The 16,273-nt window shown below is 70.3% G+C and carries 15 protein-coding genes and 1 rRNA gene; 8 read left to right on the plus strand and 8 right to left on the minus strand.

The window, feature by feature from the left end; translation table 11 throughout:
* Positions 1–29: 29 nt before the first annotated feature.
* Positions 30–845, minus strand: coding sequence for a polysaccharide deacetylase family protein (locus ACGFIS_RS19095; RefSeq protein WP_392899515.1), 816 nt, complete (start codon positions 843–845; stop codon positions 30–32).
* Positions 846–1,019: 174 nt separating this feature from the next.
* On the opposite strand from ACGFIS_RS19095, the gene ACGFIS_RS19100 reads away from it, so the two are divergent.
* Entirely contained in the window at positions 1,020–1,391 is a 372-nt protein-coding gene (locus ACGFIS_RS19100; RefSeq protein WP_392899517.1) for a hypothetical protein, read from the plus strand.
* Between the two features lie 19 nt (positions 1,392–1,410).
* Here the strand turns inward: ACGFIS_RS19100 and ACGFIS_RS19105 are convergent, their stop codons facing one another.
* Positions 1,411–2,379 (minus strand): DUF4192 domain-containing protein, encoded by a 969-nt coding sequence (locus ACGFIS_RS19105; protein WP_392899519.1) that lies wholly within the window; start codon positions 2,377–2,379, stop codon positions 1,411–1,413.
* Between the two features lie 222 nt (positions 2,380–2,601).
* Here ACGFIS_RS19105 and ACGFIS_RS19110 point away from each other — a divergent pair, with 222 nt between their 5' ends.
* Positions 2,602–4,665: an ATP-dependent DNA helicase gene (locus ACGFIS_RS19110; RefSeq protein WP_392899616.1), complete on the plus strand. Its 2,064-nt coding sequence runs from the start codon at positions 2,602–2,604 to the stop codon at positions 4,663–4,665.
* A gap of 39 nt (positions 4,666–4,704) precedes the next feature.
* Here the strand turns inward: ACGFIS_RS19110 and ACGFIS_RS19115 are convergent, their stop codons facing one another.
* The 3 genes from ACGFIS_RS19115 to ACGFIS_RS19125 all read right to left on the minus strand — a co-directional run bounded on the left by ACGFIS_RS19115 (position 4,705) and on the right by ACGFIS_RS19125 (position 9,380).
* Entirely contained in the window at positions 4,705–5,916 is a 1,212-nt protein-coding gene (locus tag ACGFIS_RS19115) for a pyridoxal phosphate-dependent aminotransferase (RefSeq protein WP_392899522.1), read from the minus strand.
* Positions 5,917–6,090: 174 nt separating this feature from the next.
* Positions 6,091–8,601 carry an ABC transporter permease gene (locus tag ACGFIS_RS19120; protein WP_392971915.1) on the minus strand — a complete coding sequence of 837 codons (2,511 nt, stop codon included), beginning with the start codon at positions 8,599–8,601 and terminating at the stop codon, positions 6,091–6,093.
* A complete protein-coding gene (locus ACGFIS_RS19125; protein ID WP_392899528.1) occupies positions 8,598–9,380 on the minus strand; it encodes an ABC transporter ATP-binding protein in 783 nt (260 codons plus the stop codon). Before ACGFIS_RS19125 ends, ACGFIS_RS19120 begins: the two co-directional genes overlap by 4 nt.
* A gap of 189 nt (positions 9,381–9,569) precedes the next feature.
* On the opposite strand from ACGFIS_RS19125, the gene ACGFIS_RS19130 reads away from it, so the two are divergent.
* The 4 genes from ACGFIS_RS19130 (at position 9,570) to ACGFIS_RS19145 (ending at position 12,479) form a co-directional block, all read left to right on the plus strand.
* Complete coding sequence (locus ACGFIS_RS19130) at positions 9,570–10,304, plus strand: TetR/AcrR family transcriptional regulator (protein ID WP_392899530.1); 735 nt, start codon at positions 9,570–9,572, stop codon at positions 10,302–10,304.
* Positions 10,305–10,377: 73 nt separating this feature from the next.
* Positions 10,378–11,379: a diiron oxygenase gene (locus ACGFIS_RS19135; protein WP_392971917.1), complete on the plus strand. Its 1,002-nt coding sequence runs from the start codon at positions 10,378–10,380 to the stop codon at positions 11,377–11,379.
* Positions 11,380–11,381: 2 nt separating this feature from the next.
* Positions 11,382–11,507 carry a hypothetical protein gene (locus ACGFIS_RS19140; RefSeq protein ID WP_392899535.1) on the plus strand — a complete coding sequence of 42 codons (126 nt, stop codon included), beginning with the start codon at positions 11,382–11,384 and terminating at the stop codon, positions 11,505–11,507.
* A 153-nt stretch (positions 11,508–11,660) separates the two neighbouring features.
* Positions 11,661–12,479: an SDR family NAD(P)-dependent oxidoreductase gene (locus ACGFIS_RS19145; RefSeq protein ID WP_392899538.1), complete on the plus strand. Its 819-nt coding sequence runs from the start codon at positions 11,661–11,663 to the stop codon at positions 12,477–12,479.
* A gap of 133 nt (positions 12,480–12,612) precedes the next feature.
* Here ACGFIS_RS19145 and ACGFIS_RS19150 read toward each other — a convergent pair whose 3' ends face one another.
* A complete protein-coding gene (locus ACGFIS_RS19150; protein ID WP_392899541.1) occupies positions 12,613–13,425 on the minus strand; it encodes an SDR family NAD(P)-dependent oxidoreductase in 813 nt (270 codons plus the stop codon).
* Positions 13,426–13,624: 199 nt separating this feature from the next.
* Positions 13,625–14,452 carry an SRPBCC domain-containing protein gene (locus ACGFIS_RS19155; protein WP_392971919.1) on the minus strand — a complete coding sequence of 276 codons (828 nt, stop codon included), beginning with the start codon at positions 14,450–14,452 and terminating at the stop codon, positions 13,625–13,627.
* Positions 14,453–14,944: 492 nt separating this feature from the next.
* Between ACGFIS_RS19155 and ACGFIS_RS19160 the strand changes: the two genes are divergently transcribed.
* Both ACGFIS_RS19160 and ACGFIS_RS19165 read left to right on the plus strand, forming a co-directional pair.
* Positions 14,945–15,463 carry a DUF523 domain-containing protein gene (locus tag ACGFIS_RS19160; protein WP_392899547.1) on the plus strand — a complete coding sequence of 173 codons (519 nt, stop codon included), beginning with the start codon at positions 14,945–14,947 and terminating at the stop codon, positions 15,461–15,463.
* A 222-nt stretch (positions 15,464–15,685) separates the two neighbouring features.
* A complete protein-coding gene (locus tag ACGFIS_RS19165) occupies positions 15,686–16,045 on the plus strand; it encodes a hypothetical protein (protein WP_392971921.1) in 360 nt (119 codons plus the stop codon).
* A gap of 136 nt (positions 16,046–16,181) precedes the next feature.
* Here the strand turns inward: ACGFIS_RS19165 and rrf are convergent.
* Positions 16,182–16,273 (minus strand): 5S ribosomal RNA (gene rrf, locus ACGFIS_RS19170); the annotation flags it as partial.

The raw sequence follows: 16,273 nt of genomic DNA on the forward strand, positions 1-16,273 counted from the left end.
CATGGTCCGCGCCGCGGCCGCCGGCAGCATCAGGGAAGACCCTGACCCTCCCCTGAATTCAGCCGCGTGTACTCCTTCCCGGGTGTCAGGTGCCCGCCGAACAGTTCGGAGACGGTCACGAAGACGTAGCCCTGCGCCGCCAGACGGTCGATGATCTCCGGAACGGCCCGCACGGTCGTCGGGTGGATGTCGTGCAGCAGCACGATGTCGCCGGGCTTCGCCGACGTCAGCACCCGGCGCTCGACGTCCTCGGTGTCGCGATCCCGCCAGTCGAGCGGGTCGACCGTCCACAGCACCTGCGCCATGCCCATCCGCCGCGTGATCCTGGTCAGCCGTTTCGACGTCGACCCGTACGGCGGCCGCAGCATGTCCGGCGTGACGCCGGACGCGCGGCGGATCGCCTCCTGCGTCCGCGTCAGCTCCGAAACGATCTTCTGCTTGGAGGCACTCCCGAGGTCGGCGTGGGTGTAGCTGTGATCGGCTATCTCGTGCCCGGCCTCATGTTCACGTCGGACGAGCCCGGGGTACTTGGCGGCGTTCTCCCCGATCAGGAAGAACGTCGCCTTGACGTTGCGGGACGCCAGGATGTCCAGCAGTTTCCCGGTGCTCTCGGCCGGGCCGTCGTCGAACGTCAGCGCCAGGCATTTCACGCGGGTGCAGTCGGGCGGCGGGGGCTTCGGCTCGGGCTTGGGCCCGGGCGGCTCGGGCTCGGGCGCGGGGGGCCCGCTCCGTGCCGCGGTGAGCCGCACCCGTTCGTCGACCGGGGCCAGTGTGCTCAGCCCCCCGCACATCGCCGCCGCGAGCACACCGGCCGCCCCCCGCCGGACCAGCTTCAGCCCGTCCATCAACCCCCCCGGCTGCCGATCCCAAGACCGGCCAGTCTAGGGCGCTGCGCCGCGCCCGCCGGGGATGCCGCCGCTGTGTCGGGAACCAGCCGAGGCCGCACAGCCGTTATCGTCGTAGACCACACCTGACCCCCGGAACGGTTCCGGGGGCCGGCACCAGACGACGGGGCAGGCATGAGGTTCCGGGACCGATTCGGGATCCGCAAGAACCGCGGGTCCACGGTGACCAGGCTCGACCGCGAGGCGACCGACTCCGACATCGAGGCACTGATCGCCTTCGCCCGCAGCCGTCGCGGCGTCGAGTTCTTCGTGGAGCCGGAGACCTTCGCCACCGACACCACCGCCGTCGCCGTCGCCCACGACGGCGAGTGGACCCGCCGCCGCGTCGGCTCCCCCAAGGTCATCGGCAAGGTGGCCCGCGACCTCGGCCTGCCCGTGTACGACGTCCAGATCGTCGGCTACCCGCCCCGCATGCGCGCCTGGAACGCACGCAACCCCGACCGCCGCATCGACCCCGGAACCCCCGGCGAAGCCGTCGCCCCCTGACGCTCGGTCGTGGCGGGGGTCAGCCGGCTTCCCGGTGCTGGTCGTAGTAGGCGGCGGCCAGTTGGTCGGGGGTCATGTGCAGGCGGACCTTCGAGGGTGGGATACCGGCGTTGATCACCTCCCTGAGCAGGACAGCCATCGAGTAGGCGGGGTCGGCGTCCAGAGCGCGTTCCAGGGCGACGTTGGCCAGGCCGCCGTCGCCCGCGGAGTAGGCGGCGAAGGCCAGCAGGGACGCCGGGGCGGGGACGTAGGGCTCCTCGACGCGGCGGAGGACGTCGCGCCAGAGGGCGATGTCGGCGGCCGGGGCGTCTTCGTCGATGCGGATCCAGGCCTCGTCGCGGACCCGCAGGTCGGTGAGGAGGATGCCGAGCCGGGCGACCTCGTCGTCGGTCGGGGCGGTACCGCCGCGGGTGAGGAGGGTGAGGACGAAGGTGAGGTCGTCGCCTGAAGTGCCGGGCCCACGGCGTCTCTCGGCACGTGCGGTGGCCTCGCGCATGGCGGTCCGGGCGGGGCCGTCGAGCGGCTGGACGGAACGGACGAGTTCGGAGCGGTCGGCGAGGGCGACGTGGCCGGCGTAGGTCGCCTGGGCGGCGAGGACGCTGGCGGAGGCGTCGTACGGGGTCCCTTCGGGCGGGCAGCAGTCGTCGTTGCAGGTGAGCGACCACCAGCGGCCGCCGGCGACGCGGATCGCCTCGGCGGCGGGGACGCCCGCAGAGCTCAGGGCCGCCTGCATCGCCGCGGCGGACTCGCCGACCTCGCCGGACGGCCCGTAGCCGAGGACGAGGGACCGGGCGAAGCCGTTGCCGGCCAGGAGGGCCGCCACCCGCCCGGCGGCCTCGCATGACGGTAAATCGAGGCGGATGGCGCATGTGCCGTGGGCACGTCCCTCGAAACCGATCACGACGAGGCTCCGGGACGGGTGGAAACCGAGCAGGTACGGGACGGCTGCGATGGCATCTTGGGCCGATCGGATCACCAGGGGTGTCATGCCTCCGACAGTGGCAGCCGCGCCGCGGGCACGAGACCGCGCACGAAACTGTGGATAACTCCAGGTCGCGTGATGGGATGTTCTGAGCGGATTCGTCGCCGAACCGGCCGATGTCGGGCTCCGCCTGACGGGACTGGACGCGGGTGTCCGCCGCGAGCGGTAGCGTTGGGCGACGTGCCCGCCCCTGATCTGCTGACCGGCAGCGATACCCAGATTCCGGACATGGCGACCCTTCTCGCCGCGGCCGTCACGTCCATCGGGGGCGCCGAGCGCCCCGGGCAGGTGGAGATGGCGCAGGCGGTGGAGAAGGCGATCGAGTCCGGTGAGCATGTCGCCGCGCAGGCCGGCACCGGCACCGGCAAGTCGCTGGCCTACCTGGTCCCGGCGATCCGGCACGCGGTCGAGAAGCAGACGACGGTGGTCGTGTCGACGGCGACGATCGCGTTGCAGCGCCAGCTCGTCGACCGCGACCTGCCGCGACTGGCGGAGGCGCTCGCGCCGCTGCTCGGGACGGAGCTGAAGTTCGCGATCCTGAAGGGCCGCCGCAACTACCTGTGCCTGCACCGGGTGCAGACGGGTGTTCCGGAGGAGGACGAGGGCCCGAGCCTGTTCGATCCGCAGCAGCTCTCGTCGCTCGGGCGGCAGGTGAAGCGGCTGAACGAGTGGGCCGACGAGACGAAGACCGGCGACCGCGACGAGCTGGTGCCGGGGGTCAGCGAGCAGGCGTGGCGGCAGGTGGCCGTCACCGCGAAGGAATGCCTGGGTGCTCAGCGCTGCCCGCACGGCACGGAGTGCTTCGCCGAGCTGGCCCGGGCGGAGGCGGGCGAGGCGCACATCGTCGTCACCAACCATGCGCTGTTGGCGATCGATGCGCTGGAGGAGTTCCAGGTCCTGCCCGAACACGATGTCGTGATCGTGGACGAGGCGCATGAGCTGGTCGACCGGGTCACGTCGGTCGCGACCGGGGATCTGAGCGCGGCCGCCGTCGAGGTGGCGGCCCGCCGGTGCGGGCGTCTCATCGAGGAGACCACGGCCGACCGGCTGAAGGAGGCCGCGGAGGGGCTCGGCCTCCTGCTGGAGGACATGCCCGCCGGGCGCATGGACGTCCTGTCGCCCGCTTTGGGCAACACCCTCGTCGTCGTACGGGACGCAGCGCGCGCGTGCATCACCGCGCTCGGGCCGGAGAAGAAGGAGTCCGACCCAGGCGACATGGCCGCGCGCAAGGCGGCACGGTCATCCCTCGAAGAGCTGCATGAAACGGCCGAGAGGACGCTGGAGGCCTTCAAACCCGAGATCGCCCAGCGCTTCGACGTGGTGTGGCTGGAGAAGCCGTTCGTCCCGGAGGGGCGGCCCAGGCGTCCGCCGGCGCTGCACGTGGCGCCGATCGGGGTCGGCGGGCTGCTGCGGACGACGCTGTTCGAGCGGCGCACCGCGATCCTGACTTCGGCGACGCTGACGCTCGGCGGGTCGTTCGAGCCGCTCGCCCGCCAGTGGGGGCTGCCGCCGCTGGGCGAGAGCGCGGGGAAGGACGCCCAGAAGGATGCGCAGACGGCCGCCGAGGGCCTCGCGCAGACCGCGACGGAGAAGGGCGAGGAGACCGAGGTCGTGTGGTCCGGGCTGGACGTCGGCTCACCGTTCGACCATCCGAAGGCGGGCATCCTGTACGTCGCGCGGCATCTGCCGCAGCCGGGACGGGACGGCCTCGCCGACGCCTACCTCACGGAGATCACCGAGCTGATCGAGGCGGCGGGCGGCCGGACCCTCGGCCTGTTCTCCTCGATGCGGGCCGCGCGGCAGGCCACCGACGAGCTGAAGGACCACCTGTCCCATCCGCTGCTGTGCCAGGGCGACGACTCCACGTCGCTGCTGGTCAAGCAGTTCGCCGAGGACGAGCGGACCTGCCTGTTCGGCACCCTGTCGCTCTGGCAGGGCGTGGACGTCCCGGGCCCGTCGCTGCAGCTCGTCATCATGGACCGCATCCCGTTCCCTCGTCCGGACGATCCCGTGTCCTCGGCGCGGTCGCGGGCGGTGGCGGCGCGCGGCGGCAACGGCTTCATGGCGGTCGCGGCGACGCATGCCGCACTGCTGCTCGCGCAGGGCGCCGGGCGGCTGCTGCGCTCCATGGACGACCGGGGCGTCGTGGCCGTCCTCGACCCGCGCCTCGCCACGGCTCGCTACGGCGGCTTCCTCAAGAACTCCCTGCCGCCGTTCTGGGCCACCACCGACCCCGGTATCGTCCGCGGCGCCCTCCGCCGCCTCGACACCGCCGCGACGGAAGCGCCGTAGGAACCCGCGCAGCGGAGGCGCAGGGGCCGGCGGCCGGGTTCAGCGGCGGTAGGTGTGGAGGAACTCGCCTATGCGACCCACGGCCTCTTCGAGGTCGTCGGCGTACTGGAGGGTGACGACGCGGAAGTGGTCGGTGGACGGCCAGTTGAAGCCCGTCCCCTGGACGACGAGAAGTTTCTGCTGTTCGAGGAGGTCGAGGGCGAAGCGCATGTCGTCCTCGACCGGATACATCTCGGGGTCCAGGCGCGGGAAGACGTACAGGGCGCCCATGGGGCGGACGCAGCTCACGCCCGGCAGGTCGTTCAGCAGTTTCCAGGCACGTTCGCGCTGCTCGCCCAGGCGGCCGGTCGGCAGGACGAGGTCGTCGATGCTCTGGTAACCGCCCAGGGCGGCCTGGATGGCGTGCTGGCCGGGAACGTTGGGGCAGAGCCGCATGTTGGCGAGGATGTCGATGCCCTCGATGTAGGACTCCGCGTGTTCCTTAGGGCCGGACAGCGCGACCCACCCGGCGCGGAACCCGGCGACGCGGTAGTTCTTCGACAGGCCGCCGAAGGTGAGGCAGAGCAGGTCCGTGGTCAGGGACGCGATGGGGATGTGCTCGGCGTCGTCGTAGAGGATCCGGTCGTAGATCTCGTCGGCGAAGATGATGAGGTTGCGGCGGCGGGCGACCTCGACGATGCGGGTCAGCACGTCCCGCGAGTAGACGGCGCCGGTCGGGTTGTTCGGGTTGATGATGACGATCGCCCTGGTGCGGTCGCCGATCTTCGATTCGATGTCGTCGACGCTCGGCTCCCAGCCGGCGTCCTCGTCGCACAGGTAGTGGACGGGCGTGCCGCCGCACAGCGAGACCGACGCCGTCCACAGCGGGTAGTCGGGGGCCGGGATGAGCACCTCGTCGCCGTCGTTGAGGAGCGCCTGCAGGGTCATCACGATCAGCTCGGAGACGCCGTTGCCGAGGTAGACGTCCTCCACGTCGACGCCGGGGACGCCGTCGTCCTCCAGCCGCTGCACGACGGCGCGGCGGGCGGGCAGGATGCCCTTGGAGTCGCTGTAGCCGTGCGCCTCCGGCAGGTTGCGGATCATGTCGTGGAGGAGCTCGGGCGGTGCCTCGAACCCGAACGGCGCCGGGTTGCCGATGTGCAGCTTGAGGATGTTGTTCCCCTCGGCCTCCAGCTGCTTGGCGCGCTTGAGCACCGGCCCGCGGATGTCGTAACAGACGTTGATGAGCTTGCCCGACTGGTTGACCTGCATGGATTTACCATAGCCGCGGCCGCCCGCGCGAACGTGCCCGGGCCGGAAAGCGGGCGGGGCGCGGGAGGCGGCCGACCGGAAGGCGGGCGGTCCGGAAGGCGGGCTGGACCAGAAGACGGGCGGACCGGAAGACCCGTCCCCCCGCGCGGCGGCGGGGGGACGGGTCCGGTGGCGTCACGGCGCGGAGATGGCGGACAGGATCGCCAGCCGCGCGGCGCGCCTGGCCGGGCGGATGGCGGCGAGCGCGCCCGCCACCGCGCCGACCAGCGCGATGACCGCGAGCTGGACGGCCCCCGGCGCGAACGGGTTGCCGAGCGCGGTGCCGAGGCCCCAGCCGAGGAACACCCCGAGGCCGATCCCGCCGCCGGTGCCGAACAGCGCGACGATGACCGATTCCCACCGGACCATCGACCTGATCTGCGGGCGGGTTCCGCCGACCGCGCGCAGCAGCCCCAGCTCGCGGGTCCGCTCGTGGACCGACAGCGACAGCGTGTTCGCGATGCCCATCAGCGCGATGACGATGGCGAGGATGAGCATCCCGTAGACGACGCTGATGAAGCCCGCCATCTCCTCCGTCTGGGCGGCGACGTAGTCGTCGCGCGTCTGGACCTCCGGTGCGCCGTACGGCTTGGCGAGCGCGGTCAGGGCCTGCCGTGCGTCCGCCTCCGACGCGCCCGGCGCCAGTTCCACGAACGCCGCGTTGTCCAGGGGTTGCCGGGTGTGCGCGTCCCACGCGGTGCGCGGCACGAGGTAGTCACCGGTCAGGTCGGTGTTCTCGTAGACGGCGCCGACGGTGAGGCGCTGCGCGGCTCCGTCGGCGAACGTGACGCCCACCTGGGAACCGGTGCTCCACCCCTTCTCGTCGGCGACGCTCTTCGACACCGCGAACGTGCCGGCGTCCGACATGCCGCCCTGCGTGACGTCCAGGTCGAGGACCCGGCTGAGCGCGGACGGGTCGGCGACGCTGACCGTCGACGGGTCGCCGTCCACCCGCAGGCTGCCGCTGCCGACGCCCGCGACCTCGCTCACCTGGGGCAGCTTCGCGGCGTCCCGGACGAGTGCGGTGCTGAACCCGCCGGTCTCGTTGTTGCCGGCGTTGACGACGATCGGGCCCTTGAACGATCCGGCGACGTTGTTCTCCAGCGACGCGCCCAGTGACCCGATGAACACCGTCATCAGCGTGACGACGCCGACGCCGATCATGAGGGCGGTCGCCGCGCCGGCGGTGCGCTGCGGGCTGCGGGACGCGTTGTCGCGGGCGAGCGCCCCCGGGACGCCGCGCAGCCGTACCGCGGGCCCGCCGAGGAGCCTGGCCACCGGGCGGGCCGCGACGGGGCCGAGCGCGACCATCGCGATGACGGTCACGATGGCGCCCGCTCCCGCCATCGCCATCTGCTCGGTGAGGGCGCCGAACACGACGGTCCCGATCGCGACCGCGGCGAAGACGCCGCCGACGATGACGCGGGTGTCGGACGGGCCGGCGGTCTCGGCGGAGACCTCGCGCAGCGCCGCCAGCGGCGGCACCCGGGACGCCTTCACCGCGGGACCGAGCGCCGCGACCAGGGTGACGAGCAGCCCCACCGGCACGGCGATCAGCAGGGAGGTCGCCGACACGGTGAGGCCCTCCATGGCGATGCCGATCCGGAACTCGGTGAACAGCAGCCGGAGCAGGGCCGCGAACCCCAGCCCGCCGGCGAGCCCGGCGATGGTGGCGGCCCCGCCGATCACCAGGGCCTCGAAGCCGACGATCGTGACGACCTGGCGGCGTCCGGCGCCGAGGGCGCGCAGCAGCGCCGACTCGCGGGTCCGCTGCGCCATCGTGATCGCGAACGTGTTGTGGATGCTGAACGCGGCGACGAGCAGCGCCACCGCCCCGAACGCGCCGAGGACGGTGCGGAAGATGGTGAGGAAGCCGCTCTCGACCTCGCTCATGCCCTCCTCGACCTGCGCCTCGGTGGTGACGGCCTCGGTTCCGGCGGGCAGGACGTTCTGCACGCGGGACGCCAGCTCGTCCGGGCTGACGCCGTCCTCTGCGAGGATGGAGACGCCGCTGATGCGGTCGGGCGTCTTCGCGACGTGCTCGCGGGCGCCTTCGAGTGTGAACGCCGTGAACGACGTCTCGCCGAAGGCCTCCTCGTCACCGAACATGCTGATGCCGACGACGGTCACGGGAATCCGTTCGGGGGTGAGCACCGCCGTCCGGTCCCCGATGGCCAGGCCGCCTTCGTCGGCGAACATCTTGTTGATGACGACCTCGTTCGGCGCGCGGGGCGCCCGGCCCTCTGCGAGCCGGTACGGGTTGAGCTTCGGATCGGTCATCCAGTTGCCGGCGGTGCGGGGGCCGCGTGACTCGATGACCGTGCCGTCCTTGGCGAGCAGTTGCCCCGAGCCTTCGATGACCGGTTCGGCGTTCGCGACGCCGTCCACCTGCCGCACCTTGCCGACGACGGACGCGTCGATCTGCCCCCGGGAGCCCCAGGGCTCGTCGCTGACCTTCGTGGAGTTCCGCACGCTGACTTCGGTCTTGCCGTAGGCGTTGGAGAAGTACCCGTCGATGCTTCCCGCGAGGGTGTCGCCGAGCACGAGCGTTCCGGTCAGAAACGTCACGCCGAGGAAGACCGCCAGCAGGGAGCCGACCATACGGCGTTTGCGTCCCCACAGTTCCTTGAAGACGAGCCCGATCATCGGTGGTCCCCCAGCCCTCGCATCCGGTCCAGCACCCGGTCGGGTGTGGGCGCGTCCATGACGTCGACGATCCGGCCGTCGGCGAGGAACACCACCGAGTCGGCGTGTCCCGCGGCGACCGGGTCGTGGGTGACCATCGCGACCGTCTGGCCGAGGTCGTCCACGGCGTTGCGGAGCAGGTCCAGCACCTCGGCGCCCGTGCGGGAGTCGAGGTTGCCGGTCGGCTCGTCCGCGAACACGATCTGCGGGCGGGTGACGAGCGCCCGCGCCAGCGCCACCCGCTGCTGCTGCCCGCCCGACATCTCCGACGGGCGGTGCGTGAGCCGGTCGCCCAGCTTCAGGACGCGGATGACCGTGTTCAGCCACTCCTGGTCCGGGGTCGTGCCGGCCAGCGTCATCGGCAGGACGATGTTGTCGCGTGCGGTGAGCGTCGGGAGCAGGTTGAACGCCTGGAACACGAACCCGATCCGCTCGCGCCTGAGCCGGGTCAGGCGCCGGTCCGACAGCGCCCCGAGCTCCTCGCCGCCGACGTAGACCTTGCCGGACGTCGCGTCCTCCAGGCCCGCCACGCAGTGCATCAGCGTGGACTTGCCGGCGCCGGACGGACCCATGATCGCGGTGAACCGCCCTTCGGGGAGCACGACGCTGACGTCGTCGAGCGCGCGCACCGCCATGGCACCGGACCCGTACACCTTGGTGAGGTGGACCGTGCGGGCGCCGCCCTTCGCGGTGCCCGGGTCCTCGTTGATCGTTCGCCTTGCTTCTGCTGCGTTTCCCATGCCGGGATCGTCGCGGGGTGTCACGGCGTCCGTCGTCGGGCCAGAAGAGGCTCTGGCTCTGCTCCGTACGCAGCATTGGGAGCGCCTCGTCTACGTCCACCGCAGTACTTCGACTCGATGTCCAATTGTGACGCGGCCAACATACATGCAGGCTTGATTGCTTGTTTGTTCGCTCGTACCGTCTGAGACGTGTCAGTAAGCAGTCGCCGACGTCACCGCCGCGGTCCCTCCAGCCGCCGTACGCAGGAGGAACGCCGGTCACGCACGCAGGCCAGCCTCCTGGAGGCCACCATGGAGTGCCTGGTGGACCTCGGCTGGTCCCGGACGTCCACCACCGAGGTGGCGCGCCGCGCCGGCGTCTCCCGGGGCGCGCAGCAGCACCACTACCCGACCAAGATGGTGCTGGTCGCGGCCGCGCTGGAGCACCTGCTGGAAGCGCAGCGGCTGGCGTACGAGACCGCGTTCGCGGTGCTGCCGGCCGAGCGGCGCAACGTCTCGGGCGCGCTCGACCTGCTCTGGGAGGTGTTCCGCGGCCGCCCGGCCAAGGCCCTCATGGAGCTGGCAGTGGCGGCCCGCACCGACGACGAGCTGCGGCCCCTCTGCCGCGACCTCAACGAGCGGATCCTCCAGGTCATCCTGGAGACGTTCGAGAAGCTGTTCCCGGAGAACACGCTGCCCGCCGACTTCGTCCCGACGATGCTGCGCGGCGTGTTCGCGATGTTCGTCGGGCTGTCCATACAGAACGCGCTGGACGACGACTCCGACGGCCACCAGGCCGCCGTGCTGCGCCAGGTCAAGGACGTCGCGCAGTTGATCGTCCCGGAGCGGGGAACGCCCACCCGCGCCCCGATGCCCACCACCGCCCCCGGCCCGGAGCCGGGGGACGCGGACGTCACCGAGCCGCGTATCGCGGCCAAGCCCTGAACCCCACCAGACCCTTCCACCCTGGAGCACCGTCGGCTTCGTCCGACGGCACGACCCCGAGGGAGCGACCGACATGCCGAAAGCCCCCACCGAGCTCGCCGACGAGGTCCGCGAGCAGGTCAAGGACAAGAAGTCGTACCTGGGCGTCATCGACCGCCTGAACAAGGCGTCGGTGGACAAGCACTGGGAGGCCTACGTCGACATCCCCTGGGACGACCCGGAGTTCACCGTCGACAAGAACGACCCGCGCTGGGTGCTGCCGCCGTTCGACCGGCTCGGCGAGACGGCGTGGTACCAGTCGCAGCCACCGGAGATCCAGGCGCAGATCGGGCTGTGGCGCGTCGCCACCGCCATGAAGATCGGCCTGCAGTTCGAGAACCTGCTGAAGCGCGGACTGCTCAACTACGCCTACCGGCTGCCGAACGGCCAGCCGGAGTTCCGGTACGTCTACCACGAGACGACCGAGGAATGTCATCACGGCATGATGTTCCAGGAGTTCGTGAACCGGACGAAGATGCCGATCCGCGGCATGCCGCGGTCGCTCAGCTTCATCGCGCAGGCCGCTCCGTGGATCCCGCTGGTCAGCACCGAGATGTTCTTCATCTTCGTCCTCGGCGGCGAGGACCCGATCGACTACGTCCAGCGCAAGTCCCTCAAGGGCGGTCACATCAAGCACCCGCTCGAAGAGACCATCATGAAGATCCACATCGCCGAGGAGGCCCGGCACATCTCGTTCGCCAGGCACTACCTCAAGCACCGGGTGCCGAACATGAACCCGATGCGCCGACGGATCCTCGGCATCGCGACCCCGATCGTCCTCGGCGTCATGGCGCGGATCATGCTGTCCCCGCCCGGGCCGATGGTGCGGCACTTCGGCATCCCGAAGGACGTCGTCCGGCAGGCGTACAAGAACGAGGTGTCGCAGGCGGAGATGTCCAACTCCGTCGCCAAGATCCGTGACCTGATGGCCGAACTCGGCGTGATCGGCCCGGTCGGCAGGCAGGTGTGGAAGGCGTTCGGCATCTGGGACGAGCCGAAGCGGCGCCGCGAACTCAAGACCCCCAAGGCCGCCTGAACATGACCGACGCGAAGGCCGGCAGGAACAAGGCCGCGTGGCAGGCCGGCATCGAGTGGCAGGCCGGCATCGAGGCGCAGCGGGACGAAGTCGAAGCGCGGGACGAGTCCGTGAGCCCGGTTTCATAGGCCGGACGTGTATCGGCGGGATTCCGCACCCCATAGAATTCCGCGCAATTCAAGACACATTCAATTAGCGGCCGCGGGTTCCGGTCCACCGGGCCGGGTTCCGCGGTTCCGGCGTCGAGCACGCCGGCATAGAGCATCGAGCGGAGCACGCGAATGAGCATCGCGATCGTGACCGGAGGCGCGTCCGGCATCGGCCGTGCGATCGCCACGTCCCTGGTGGCGCGCGGCGACACCGTCGTGGTCACCGACGTCAACGCCGAGGGCGCGGAGAAGGTCGCCGACAAGCTGAACACCCTCGGCAAGGGCAAGGCGACCTCCGCGTACCTCGACGTCACCGACGCCGAGGCCGTCGCCGTCCTGTACAAGAGCGTGAGCGCCGAGCACGGGCGGCTCGACCTGGTGTTCAACAACGCCGGCATCGCCGTCGGCGGCCTGGCCGAGGAACTGACCCTCGACCACTGGAACCGCGCGATCGACATCAACCTCAAGGGCGTCGTGCACGGCGTCCACGCCGCCTACCCGATCATGCTGGAGCAGGGCCGCGGACATATCGTCAACACCGCCTCGCTCGCCGGCCTCGTCCCGATGCCGATCGGCATCCCCTACACCGCCACCAAGCACGCCGTCGTGGGCCTGTCCCTCGGCCTGCGCGCCGAGGCGGCCGGACGCGGCGTCAAAGTCAGCGTCGTGTGCCCGAGCTTCGTCGACACCCCGCTGCTCCACAACGTCAACCCGGACCTGCCGGAGACGCCGCTCAGCGGAGACGCCACCGGCGAGATCGCCAAGGCGTCCCCGCGCCTCTACACGGCCGAGAAACTGGCCCGCGACGTCTTGCGCGGCGTCGGCAAGAACCAGGCTCTCATCGTCGCTCCCGCCCACGGCCGCATCGCCTGGCGCGGCGTCCGCCTCAACCCGGGCGCCGCCGTCCGCGTCGCCCAGATAGCCGTCGATCGCATCCGCTCGGGCAAGTGACCATGCGCACCGGGAGCCACTGACCGATCGGCCGTTACGAGGCCGCTGTAGCGCACGGTCCCCGCACGGAGACCGTGCGGGGACCGTGCGGGCTGAACTTCGCGGTGGGCACCGGCCCGCCCGATCGGCCGGCTCAGTCCACGAGTGCACCACCGGACAGGTTGGCGACTGTCCCGGTCATGGCTCCGGCCCGGTCCGAGGCCAGGAACGCGGCCGTCTCTGCGATCTCGGAGAGCGTCGGCAGCCTTTTCAGAAGTGTTCCCTGCACCATTCCGCCGCCTTCGAGGAACTCCTGGACCGACTGCCCGGCCTCTGCCGCGGCTGGTTCGAAGAGCTCCTTGGTGTAGGAACCCGCTGCGGGCGCGTCGATGACGGCGTGGGGGCGGATGCCGATGACCCGGACGTTGCCGGGTGCCAGCTCAGCGGCCAGAAGCCGTGAGAACGCCTCCTTGCCGGCCGAGCTCACGCCGTGCCCCAAGATGCCGCCCACGGCCAGTTTGGCGCCCGGCTCGGACAAGGTCAGGACGACGCCGGGACGCTCGCGGCCCATGTGCCGTGCCACGGCCTTGCTCGTGATGAACAGCGTCCGCAGAAAACCATCGATCGGCCGCATGAACTCCTCAAGCGACAGGTCCGCCAGCAAAGTCCCCTGGTCGTGCATCACGCTCACGGCGTTGAGGGCGATGTCGATGCCGCCCGCCGTCGCCGCGACCTCGTCGGCGTGCTTCTCCACCGCCTGTGAATCGAAAACGTCAACCTGCGCCGTCTCGGCCGTTCCGCCCGCGGCGGCGATATCACGCGCCACGGCGTCGAGCTTCGCCTGCGTCCGGCCGGCGATGAAGACCGTCGCGCCCTCCCGGGCGAATACCCGTGCGATGGCGCCGCCGATGGCGCCCCCGCCGCCATAGATCACGGCGTTCCTGTTCTCAAGCAGCAAGCCACTCATGTTCTGTCCCTAGATTGTTCTTCCATGATTGGTTCATCCGTGATTACGCAGTCTCGGCGGCTCACGAGGATTCCCCGCGCCGGGCTGCCGATGGCCGCCAGACCACCCGGTCATCCCGGCGTGGGCCTGTGGCCGCTCGGTGACCTGTCCTTTTGTGCGTCGCGGGTCGGTTCACGCGGCGGCTTTGTCGGGGCGGGGCTCATGACGTCCCGGCCGCCAGGATCTCCCAGGGCGCCATCGGCATGACGGTGCCGGTTTCCAGCAGCGACTTGAGGTTGGCGATGACGGCCGGCCAGCCGCTGGAGATGCGGGTGTGCGCCTGGATGTCGGGCAGGTTCTCGTGGGTGACGGTGAGCCGGACGATGTCGGCGTGCGGTTCGATCAGGAAGGTGACGACCGACGGTCCGTTGGCCCGCTCCTGGTCCGGGGAGTCCTCGAAAGTGACGGTGAGGCGGGTGGGTGCCTCCACTTCGAGTACGGTTCCGACGACGTCGACGGTGTCGGAACCGTCGGTGCGGCGGTGCTCCCAGGGTGAGCCGACCTGCCAGTCGGACACGTTGGCGTGGTGCCAGTACTGCGCGGTCAGGTCGGCGTCGGTGAGTGCCTTCCACACCTGCTCGGCGGTCGCCTGGATGTAGGTGACGTAGACGTAGGTCGGGACGGTGGTTGCGGTCTCGGTGGCGGCGGTCTCGTTCATGGCGAGTTCCTCTGCTCGGTCTCGGATGGTGCTCAGGGCTGCCAGCCGCGGCGCGTCGTAGGCGGCGATCCAGCGCTCCCCGATCTGGTTGATCGGGGCGGGGTTGAGGTAGTGCAGGCGTTCCCGCCCGCGTCGTACGACGACGACGAGGTCGGCCTGCGCCAGCAGGTCGAGGTGCTGGGTCGCCGACTGGCGCGCCATCTCCAGGCTGCTGCAGAGCTCGGTGAGCGTCTGCCCGTTGCGCTGGCGGAGCCGGTCCAGGAGCAGGCGTCGGGTGGAGTCGGCCAAAGCCTTGAACACCAGGTCGAGGGCGTCCTGCTGCTCGTTCATGAACCCATCATGCAGGTATTTACCTGCATATACAAGAGCGACCGCGCAATGAGCATGTCCCTGACCCCCAGCGGACCGTGCCGCCCGCCACCCCTGACCATCCCCGCACGCCACCGGCTGCCCCGCGATCGGCAGCCACAGGCGCAGGTACGGTCCACAAACAGCATCGGACCGATCACGTCGAACTTCACCTGGCGTTTGCCGCACGACGCACTCGCCGTTACCCGCACCGGACCCGCAGGGGCCAATGGACAAGCCCCAGCACTGCACCGCGAACTCATCCCGAGCCCTCACCTCCCGGGCACTCACCCAGCGGCGGCGGAGACGGCCAACGCAACGGGAAAGCTCTCACGAACAGCGCGGCAGCGCCGCCCTCCGCGCCTTCGCTCCCAGTGGTACCGACGGTCTCTGCGCGAGCCTCAACCACCAAGTGGCCACGGGCGCCTTACTGTCACGGGAGGAGACACGAAACACCGGCATAGGCTGGAGCACGTGGAACGCATTCTGGTCAGCTCCTGCCTGGTGGGCCGCCCCGTCCGCTACGACGGCGCGGCCAGGCCGCTGGGTAGCGGACTTTTCGAACGCTGGCGCACCGAGGGCCGTCTCGTCCCCTTCTGCCCGGAGGTGGCGGGCGGCTTGGCCGTCCCCCGCCCACCCGCCGAGATCGTCGGTGGCGACGGACACGCCGTCCTCGACGGGACGGCCCAGATCCGCACGGACGCGGGCGAGGACGTGACAGCCGAGTTCCTTCACGGTGCCGAACTCGCACTCGCGGCCGCCCGGCGCTCCGGTGCCCGTATCGCCCTCCTCAAAGAGAGCAGCCCGTCCTGCGGCAGCCACCGCATCTACGACGGCACCTTCACGGGTACGCCCGTCGCCGGGGACGGTGTCACGACCGCACTTCTCGAACGCGCCGGCATCCGGGTCTTCAGTGAGAACGACCTCACCGCCGTCGATTCCCTCCTGCGAAGCCTGGAGACGACTCCGCCGAGCGAGCCCTTCTCCTCATAGCGGGGGGACCCGAGCCGTCCTCATCCATCTCTCCGAACACATCCGCGCACTGGAGACCATCTGGGCTCTCCAGGACCAAGATCGGTGCCCCCGCGGCGTTGCGACTCGCCCTCACCCGCAAAAGGACACGGCGGTCATCAGGGAGGCTGTGACCGTCGTAAACGCCCTCCGGGACGCGCTCACCGCGCCTATCGGAGGCAGCGCCGGCCTCCCGCAACCGTGATGCTCGTCCGCACCCTGCAGGCGCCGCTCGATCCTTCCGATAGCAACAAAAACCGGATGGCCGAGACTCGGGTGCTCACCGGACATGACATCTCCGAGGCGAACATGCATGAAGAGACATTGCCTGCCAGAGTCGTGGGCATGGGCAGCGACCAGGTCGTGATCCGCCGAGCCGGTGACTCCGACGCGGTCGGGATGGCCGATGTATGGCTGCGTTCATCCACCACCGCGTTGCCGACCGTACAGCGCCGCCATGACGACGCCGAGGTCAGAGAATGGTTCGCAAGCGTGGTCGTCCCAGCGCAATGGCCTGCGGTTGTGGACATTCCAGATCAACGGGCAGGCGCGACGTTTCTATGAACAGCATGACTTCGTCGCCGTCGAGTGGACGGATGGACGCCACAACGAGGAGAACGAGCCCGACATCCGATACGTCTGGCCACCGTAGAAATGAGAAAGGCCCCGCCGGTGTCGGCGGGGCCTTTCTGTAATATGAGTCCGGCGGTGTCCTACTCTCCCACACAGTCTCCCATGCAGTACCATCGGCGCTGAAGGGCTTAACTTCCGGGTTCGGGATGGGACCGGGTG

The sequence above is a fragment of the Spirillospora sp. NPDC048824 genome (assembly GCF_043198455.1).
Classification (GTDB): Bacteria; Actinomycetota; Actinomycetes; order Streptosporangiales; family Streptosporangiaceae; genus Spirillospora.